Below are 8,092 nucleotides of genomic sequence, written 5' to 3'. Positions count from 1 at the left end.
CGGCCGCGCCATTCCCAGTCGAGGGAGATCGAATCGCGGGTGATGCCGGCCTCGGGGCCGACGAGGAGACGGTCCTCGCCGAGCATCCGGTTGATCAGGGTCGACTTGCCGGCGTTGGGACGTCCGACGATGGCGACCTTGAGCGAGCGGTTCTGCGGATCGTCGTCGTATTCCTCGTCGTCGTCGCGCTTCGGCAGGTTCTCGATCAGCGCGTCGTGCAACTCGCCGATGCCCTCGCCGTGCTCGGCCGAGAACGGAATCGGGTCGCCGAGCCCCAGCGAGAACGACTCGTAGGCACCCGCCATGCCCGCGCCGCCCTCGGCCTTGTTGGCGATGAGGATGACGGGGCAACCGGCCCGGCGAACCATGTCGGCGAAGGGCTGGTCGGCCGGCAGGATGCCCGCGCGGGCGTCGATGACGAACAGCACCACGTCGGCCTCGAGGATCGCGGCCTCGGTCTGAGCCCGCATGCGGCCGATCAGAGAGCCCGGATCGGCCTCCTCGAGGCCGGCGGTGTCGATGATGCGGAAGACGAGACCACCGAAATTGACGTCGCCCTCGCGCCGGTCGCGGGTCACGCCGGGGCGGTCGTCCACCAGGGCGAGCTTCTTGCCCACGAGGCGGTTGAACAGGGTCGACTTGCCGACGTTCGGCCGTCCGACGATCGCGACGGTCGGCATATCCATGGTGTGCTCGTTTCAGTCAGGCGTACGGGAGAAGCAGGTTTGCTCAGCGCGTTACGGGAGGGGGTGCGGCCGGCGCGGCGGGCGCCGCCGCCGTCACGGTGACGGGTCCGCCGGCCACCAGGGCCGCGTAGACCTCGATGCGCTGGCGCAAGTTCTGCGGCGTCTGCGCGTCGGCGTTGATCTGGTCGAACCAGCGGCCGGCGCCCTCGAAATCGCCGCGCTTGAGGGCCACGAGGCCCAGCATCTCACGGGCGGTGTGGCGGAAGGGGCCGTTCGGGGCTGCGAGCCCCTGGAGCGTGGCGAGGGCGGCATCCGCGTCGGTCCCGTCGACGCGCAGGAGGGCCGAGCGCAGGCGCGCAAGGTCGCGCAGGCCGGTGCCGAGTTTGGTGTCGTTGGCCAGGGCATCGTACTCGGCCGCGCCCACCTTCGGGTCGCGCTTGGCCGTCTCTGTGGCCGAACGGAAGCGGGCCAGCAGGGCGTAGCCGGCGGGCGCCTCGGCCTCGATCGCCTCGAAGGCCTTGTCGGCCTCCGCGGTCTTGCCCTCGCGGGCGAGGCGGTTGGCGACCTCGAAGCGCTCGGAGGCCGCTTGCGCACGCACGCCCTGGTCGTGCTGCCAGTAGCGCCAGCCGCCGACGCCGGCCACCACGAGGACCGCGAGCGCGATGATCACGCCGCTGTAGCGGCGCCAGATCTCGGCGACCTGATCGCGGCGATAGTCCTCGTTGACCTCGCGGATAAACTCGTTGTTCTCGGCCATGTGGTCTCACGCCGCCCGGGGCCCGGACGGCCGCTGCATGAAGAGGAAGGCCAAGCGCCTAGCACAGGCGCGCGGGCTTGGCGACCGACTTCGGCGACCGGCTTCGGAGCGCCTCGGCCGCGCGGGTCCCGAATCAGGCCTGGCCCGGCCAGGCGGCGACGCCGATCAGCAGCGGATGCAGGTACCGGGCGAAGACGAACCAGACGCCGAGACCGATCACCACGGCCAGCGCGTCGTTGCGCCATCCGGCGGGGGCGACGGCCGGGCCGGCATGCTGCGCGGCGACGGCGCCGGGGGCGAGCGCCCGGCGCTTGGCGCTGATGCGTGCGATCACCGCCCAGGCGAGGAAGCTGCCGAAGAGCAGGATCGAGCCGAGATCGCCGTTGGCGAGCAGGTGCGCGGTGGCCCAGATCTTCACCGCGAGCAGCATCGGGTGCTTGGCCCGGGCGCGGATGTGGCCCGGCAGGTAGGCGGAGGCCAGGGCGACGAAGGCCAGAGCCGTCAGGAGCAGGGAGAGATGGCGCGTCCAGACCGGCGGGTTCCAGACCGCGATGTAGCCGGCCTCGCGATAGAGGTGGAATCCGTAGGCGATCAGCACCAGGCCGAGGAGGGAGGACAGGGTGTAGGCGAGCTTGTAGCGGCCCTCGCCGACCTCGCCGATGACCTTCGCACGCTTCGACCGCGCCATGGAGAAGGCATGCGTGCCGAGGAACAGCACGAGGCCGAGGATGAGGAGCAGCATGGCGGGCTTTCGCGAGGATTGGGGCGCGGGATTCGGATCGGTGTGGACAAGCCCGGCCCGATGCGCGGCCGGACAAGCAGAGCGTAACGGTTCAAAACGCAATCCTCGGCCGATGTCCAGGCACACCCGATGACGCGCCCCCTCCTCTTCGCGGCTCTAAGTCTCTGCCTCGGGTTCTGTCTCGGCTTGCGACCCGCGCGCGCCGCGCCCGAACCACCCCTCTCCGCCCTGACCCTGGTCGGGCCGGCGACAACCCTTTTCAAGGCGACCCGGGACGCCTGCGACGGGGTGGACGTGCCCGATGCCTCCGCGCGGGCCTTCCGCGATGCGTCGGGGGCCGTGGCGCTCTTCGGGATGCATTACCGGAACCGCGCCTTCCGGGGGCCGAGCCTCGACGCGCTCAAGCTCGACTGCGCGGTCGTGCTCGAATCGGGCGGAAAGGCCGACCCGGCCGCCTACGACGACGCCTCCTGGATCACCGCGACCTGGACCGAGGACGGGCGCGGCGTCGCGGCCCTGATCCATCACGAGTACCGCGCCAACGAGCATCCCGGGCGTTGCCGGTCCAAGGTCTACATGGAGTGCTGGTACAACAGTCTCGTGGCGGCGGGCTCGGCGGATGGCGGTCGCAGCTTCACCCGGGCGACGCCGCCGGCGGTCGTGGCCGGGCCGCCCTTCCGCCAGGAGGCCGGACAGGGCCGCCATCGCGGGTTCTTCAACCCGTCCAACATCTTCGCGGACGGCCGCTGGCGCTACTTCCTGGCTTCCACCACGGGCTGGACCTTACCGGGCAGCGATCAATCCGCCGGGGTCTGCCTGTTCCGCTCGGACAACCCGGCCGATCCGAACCGCTGGCGGGCCTGGACCGGATCGGGCTTCACCGCCGCCTTTCCGGACCCCTATGCGGGTCCGGTCAAGGCCCCGGCCACCTGCGCACCCATCGCGCCCTTCCCGACGCCGGTCGGCGCCGTGGTGCGGCACCGGGGGAGCGGCGCCTGGATCGCGGTCTTCATGGCCAAGGCGGGCGGGGACTTCCCGCAATCCGGCTTCTACTGGACGACCTCGCGGGACCTCCTGGCCTGGGACCAGCCGCGCCTGCTCCTGGCGGGCGCCACCCTGTACGACGATCCCTGCCAGGCCCCCGGCGGCCTCATCGCCTATCCGTCCCTGCTCGATCCGGACGCGCAGGGGCGCAACTTCGACGATACCGGCGACCGCGCGATCCTGACCTACGTGACCCTGCGCACCGAGGGCTGCGCCATCACCTCGGACCGCGACCTCGTGCGGCGGCCGCTCGCCATCAAGGTCTGGCCGTAGGATCGATCTCGCGCAGCAGGTCGAGGAAGGCGCGCAGGGGCGGCGGCACCTGCCGGCGCCCGGCGTAATAGAGGAAGAATCCCGGGAAGGCCGGGCACCAATCGGCCAGCAGGCGAACGAGGCGGCCGGAGTCGAGGTGCTCCCGCACGCTGTCCTCGAACACGAACCCGAGTCCGAGCCCGTCCAGGGCGGCGCGCACGATGAGGTCCTGGTCGTTGAGGATCAGCGGCCCGTCGACCGCCACCGCGATGTCGCGTCGGTCCCGCTCGAACTCCCAGCGATAGAGGCTCCCGCCCGCGAAGCGCTGGCGGATGCAGCGGTGGCCGTGAAGGTCGGCCGGGCTCGCCGGCGCGGGGCGATCCGCCAGATAGACCGGTGATCCGACCACCGCGAAGCGTAACGGGCCGCCGAGGGGCACCGCGATCATGTCGCCGGCCAGCCGCTCGCCCACGCGCACGCCGGCATCGAAGCGCCCCGCCACCACATCGGTCAGCGCGTCGTCGGCGCTGACCTCGACGCGCACGCCCGGATGGCGGGCGAGAAAGCGCGCCACCAGGGGCATCAGCACGAAGCGGCAGGCCGAGCGCGGGGCGTTGATGCGAAGCGCGCCGGTCAGGGTCTCGCGGCGGGCGCCCGCCTCCCCGACCGCCTCGGCGATCTCCGCGAAGGCGGGAGCGAGCCGCGCCAGCAGCGCCGCGCCCGCCTCGGTCGGCGCGACGCTGCGGGTGGTGCGGTTGAGCAGGCGAACGCCCAGCCGGGTCTCGAGGCCGCGCAGGGCATGGCTGAGGGCTGAGGTGGAGACCCCGAGATCGAGGGCGGCCGCCCGGAAGCTCCCCCGCGTGGCGATGGCCACGAACGCCGCGAGGTCGGACAGATCGGCACGCCGCATTGGTGATCCCGGCTCAACGGCTCATCCCGCTTTCTTGAGCTTATCGGGGGAAGACCGCCATGGCACATCCGAGGTCGGTTCACGAAACGCCCCGATCCCGAACGCGATGGACAGGCCTATGCTGCGACGCTCCCTCGGCCGTACCGGCCTCACCGTCTCCGTCCCCGGCCTCGGCTGCATGGGCATGTCCGAGTTCTACGGCTCCGCCGACGAGGCCGCCTCCCGCGACGCCCTCGCGGGCGCCCTCGACCTCGGCTACGACTTCCTGGACACCGCCGATACCTACGGGCTCGGGCACAACGAAACCCTGATCGGCCGCTTCCTGGCAGGGCGGCGCGAGCGGGTCGTCGTCGCCACGAAGTTCGGCATCGTGCGCCGGGCCGACAGCGCGGAGCGGCGGATCGACAACACCCCCGCCTATATCGCGTCCGCCTGCGACGCCTCCCTGCGGCGGCTCGGCCTGGACACCATCGACCTCTACTACTGCCATCGCCGAAACCCGGAGACGCCGCTGGCCGAGACCGTGGGGGCGATGGCGCGCCTCGTCGAGCAGGGCAAGGTCCGGGCGCTCGGCCTGTCCGAGGTCTCGCCCGAGACCCTGCGGGCCGCCCACGCGATCCATCCGATCGCCGCCGTGCAGAGCGAGTACTCCCTCTGGAGCCGGGGCCCGGAGGACGGGATGCTGGAAACCTGCCGGGACCTCGGCGTCACCTTCGTGGCCTACGCGCCCCTCGGTCGGGGCTTCCTCACCGGGGCGATCGATCCGGATTGCCTCGCGGCGGGCGATTTCCGGACGGGCAATCCCCGCTTCCAGGGCGCGGCGCTGGCACAGAACCGGCGGCTTCTCGCCGGCCTCGGCGCCATCGCCGAGCGGCGCGGGGCGACACCGGCGCAGGTCGCCCTCGCGTGGCTGGTCAGCCGGGCCCCCGAGGTGGTGCCGATTCCCGGCGCGCGGCGGAGGGCGCGCCTCGCCGAGAACGCCGCCGCCGTGGATCTCGTCCTGACGCCGGGGGAGATCGCGGAGCTCGATGCCCTCTTCAGCCCGGATGCCGTGGCCGGGGCGCGCTACGCGGAGGGCGGCACGGCGGGCATCGAGGTGCCGTGATTTTTTAGAACTGGCGCAGGTAGGGCGCCGGCTTCTGGCCGAGGATGCGCCAGGTTCCGGCGAGCCCGAGCAGGATCGCGAAGGCGACCGCCAGGGTCGCGGCGACCAGGGCGCCGGAGAGATCGAGGGTGAACTCGAGCTTCATCACCCGCGTGACGATGACCCAGCCCGCCAGGGTGCCGGCGGCGAGGCCGAAGATCGCGGTGGCGACGCCGAGCGCCCCGTATTCGAGGGTGTAGGCCGCGAGCAGCCGGCGCCGGGTGGCGCCCAGGGTCTTGAGGACCACGGCGTCGTAGAGCCGGGCCCGGTGGCCGGCCGCCAGCGCCCCGGCGAGCACGAAAAGGCTCGCCACCACGGCGATGCCGCTGGCGCCCCGGATGGCGAGCACGAGCTTGCCGACGATGTCGCTCACGGCTTCGAGCGCTTCCTTCACCCGCACGCTGGTGACGGACGGGTAGGCCCGCGCCACGTCCCGCAGGATGCCGGCCTCCGCCCTGGCGTCGGGGCCGTCCGGGAAGGTCAGGGTGGCCAGATCCGAATGCGGCGCTCCCCGGAAAGTGCCGGGCGAGAACACCATGACGAAGTTGATGCCCAGCGATCGCCACTCGACCTTGCGCAGGTTGGCGATTCGCGCCGTCAGGGTCCGCCCCAGCACGTTGACCGTGACGCTGCCGCCGACCTTCAGATCGAGCTTGCCCGCGAGTTCGGCGTCGAAGGAGACGAGGGGCGTCTTCGCCTCCTCGGCGTTCCACCAGGACCCGGCCACGAGGCTCGAGCCTTCGGGCAGATCCTCCGCGTAGGTGATGCCGCGATCGCCGTCGAGGACCCAGGCGGCCTCCTCCGGGGCCTTGATCGCCTCGGCGGGCACGCCGTTCAGGGCAGTGATCCGTCCGCGCATCATCGGCACGCGCTCGATCTTGGCGCCCGGGGCGAGCCCCCCCAGGAAGCCGTGGAAGGCGTCGGCGTCGCTGGAGGGAATGTCGAGGAAGAACAGGTTCGGGGCCTTGGCGGGCAGCGAGTTGGTGAGCGTGCGCCGGACGTTGGCGTCGATCAGGCTCAGGGTCACGAGGAGCGTCACCCCGAGGCCGAGGGAGAGGACGATGGCGGGGGTCAGGGCGCCGGGCCGGTGCAGGTTGGCGAGCGCCATGCGGGGCGCGGCCATGCGCGGGCGCGGCAGGCGGCGGGCCCCCGCCATCAGCCCGATGGCGACGAGGCGCAGGAGCCCGAAGGCGAGCCCGGCCGCCACGATGAAGATCAGCGCGAGGCGCCGGTCGAAGGCGGTCCCCACGGCCAGGGCGACGAGACCCGCCAGCGCTGCGGCCAGGATCAGGCGGTAGCGCAGGCGCGTGCGCCCCGCATCCGTGTCCACCACGTCCCGGAACAGGCCGGAGACCGGGATGTCGTGCGCCCGCCCGAGGGGGAGGATCGCGAAGGCAAGCGCGGTCAGGAAGCCGTAGGAGGCGGCCAGCGCGAGCTCGGTCGGAGCGATCGTGGGGTTCAGCGGCAGCGGCAGGGAATCGTGGAAGAGCGCGTCGAGGCCGAACGGGAGCAGCGCGCCGACAGTGAGCCCGATGGCGATGCCCAGCGCCGCGATGAGCCCGACCTGCGTCAGATAAAGGACGACGACCTGGCCGCCGGGCGCGCCGACGCTCTTCAGGGTGGCGATGGAGCCGCGCTTGCGCTCGACGAAGGCCGCGACCGCGTTGGCCACGCCGACGCCGCCGACGATGAGGGCGGTCAGTCCCACCAGGGTGAGGAACTGCGTGAAGCGCTCGATGCTCTTGGCGAAGCGCGGGTCCGCGTTGGTGCGGGCCCGCATCTCCCAGCCCGCATCGGGCACGGCCTTGGCGACGGCCGCTGCCCGGCTCTGCAGGGCCGCGTCGTCGGCCTCCGGGATGCGGAGCCGGTAGCTCCAGCGGTTGAGGCTGCCCGGACGGACGAGATCGGACTTCGCGAGCGCCGCGTGCGAGATCAGGACGCGGGGCCCGAAGCCGATGCCGTTGGCGATGCGGTCGGGCTCGGAGACCAGGGTCGCGCGGATCGCGAAGGGCCGGCCCGCGATGCTGATGCGGTCGCCGACCTTGAGGTCGAGGCGGGTCAGCAGCACCGGATCGGCCACGGCCCCTTCCGCGCCGTCCCGCTCGCCCAGGAGTTCGCTTAAGGGCCGGGCCGGCTCCGTGACGAGTTCGCCGGTGCTGGGGTAATCGTCGCCCACCGCCTTCAGCTCGACCAGCGCCGTGCCCTCGCCGGCCACCGCCATGGCCCGCAAGGTGGTCACCACCGAGACGCGCCCCTGCGCGTCGAGGGCGGCGCGCTCCTCCGGCGTCGCCGCGCGGTTGATCAGGCTGTAGGTGAGGTCGCCGCCGAGGATGCGCGCGCCCTCGCGGCCGAGCCCGTCCGTGAGCGAGCGCGAGATCGAGGCGACGCCGGCGATGGCGGCGACGCCGAGGGCGATGCAGGCGAGGAACACTGCGAAGCCGGAGAGGCCGCCGCGCAGTTCGCGCAGGGCGAGGCGCAGCGTCAGGGGCACGCGAAGGCCGGACCGGCCCCGCGCGGGACCGGGCTCGCCCGGCCGGGACAGCGTACCGTGCATCGC

The 8,092-nt window shown here is 72.4% G+C and carries 7 protein-coding genes; 2 read left to right on the top strand and 5 right to left on the bottom strand.

Annotated elements, in window-relative coordinates; translation table 11 throughout:
• The 3 genes from K2X24_RS09275 to K2X24_RS09265 all read right to left on the bottom strand — a co-directional run.
• Positions 1–686: GTPase (locus tag K2X24_RS09275; protein WP_292497047.1), on the bottom strand; the 686-nt coding region annotated here is incomplete at its 3' end.
• A gap of 43 nt (positions 687–729) precedes the next feature.
• Positions 730–1,443: a tetratricopeptide repeat protein gene (locus tag K2X24_RS09270; protein WP_292497045.1), complete on the bottom strand. Its 714-nt coding sequence runs from the start codon at positions 1,441–1,443 to the stop codon at positions 730–732.
• 133 nt (positions 1,444–1,576) lie between these two features.
• Positions 1,577–2,185: an NnrU family protein gene (locus K2X24_RS09265; RefSeq protein ID WP_238281959.1), complete on the bottom strand. Its 609-nt coding sequence runs from the start codon at positions 2,183–2,185 to the stop codon at positions 1,577–1,579.
• A 129-nt stretch (positions 2,186–2,314) separates the two neighbouring features.
• Here K2X24_RS09265 and K2X24_RS09260 point away from each other — a divergent pair, with 129 nt between their 5' ends.
• On the top strand, positions 2,315–3,502 hold the full coding sequence (locus K2X24_RS09260) for a hypothetical protein (RefSeq protein ID WP_292497043.1): 1,188 nt from the start codon (positions 2,315–2,317) through the stop codon (positions 3,500–3,502).
• Here K2X24_RS09260 and K2X24_RS09255 read toward each other — a convergent pair.
• Positions 3,486–4,391, bottom strand: a complete 906-nt coding sequence (locus tag K2X24_RS09255; RefSeq protein ID WP_292497041.1) for a LysR family transcriptional regulator — start codon at positions 4,389–4,391, stop codon at positions 3,486–3,488. The two genes, K2X24_RS09260 and K2X24_RS09255, sit on opposite strands and share 17 nt — an antisense overlap.
• Before the next feature lie 118 nt (positions 4,392–4,509).
• Here K2X24_RS09255 and K2X24_RS09250 point away from each other — a divergent pair, with 118 nt between their 5' ends.
• Entirely contained in the window at positions 4,510–5,496 is a 987-nt protein-coding gene (locus tag K2X24_RS09250) for an aldo/keto reductase (RefSeq protein ID WP_292497039.1), read from the top strand.
• Positions 5,497–5,500: 4 nt separating this feature from the next.
• Here the strand turns inward: K2X24_RS09250 and K2X24_RS09245 are convergent, their stop codons facing one another.
• Positions 5,501–8,089, bottom strand: a complete 2,589-nt coding sequence (locus tag K2X24_RS09245) for an ABC transporter permease (protein WP_292497037.1) — start codon at positions 8,087–8,089, stop codon at positions 5,501–5,503.
• Between the last annotated feature and the right edge of the window lie 3 nt (positions 8,090–8,092).

It is taken from the genome of Methylobacterium sp. (assembly GCF_019750675.1).
GTDB lineage: Bacteria > Pseudomonadota > Alphaproteobacteria > Rhizobiales > Beijerinckiaceae > Methylobacterium.
This window is presented reverse-complemented; position numbering and strand designations above follow the sequence as displayed.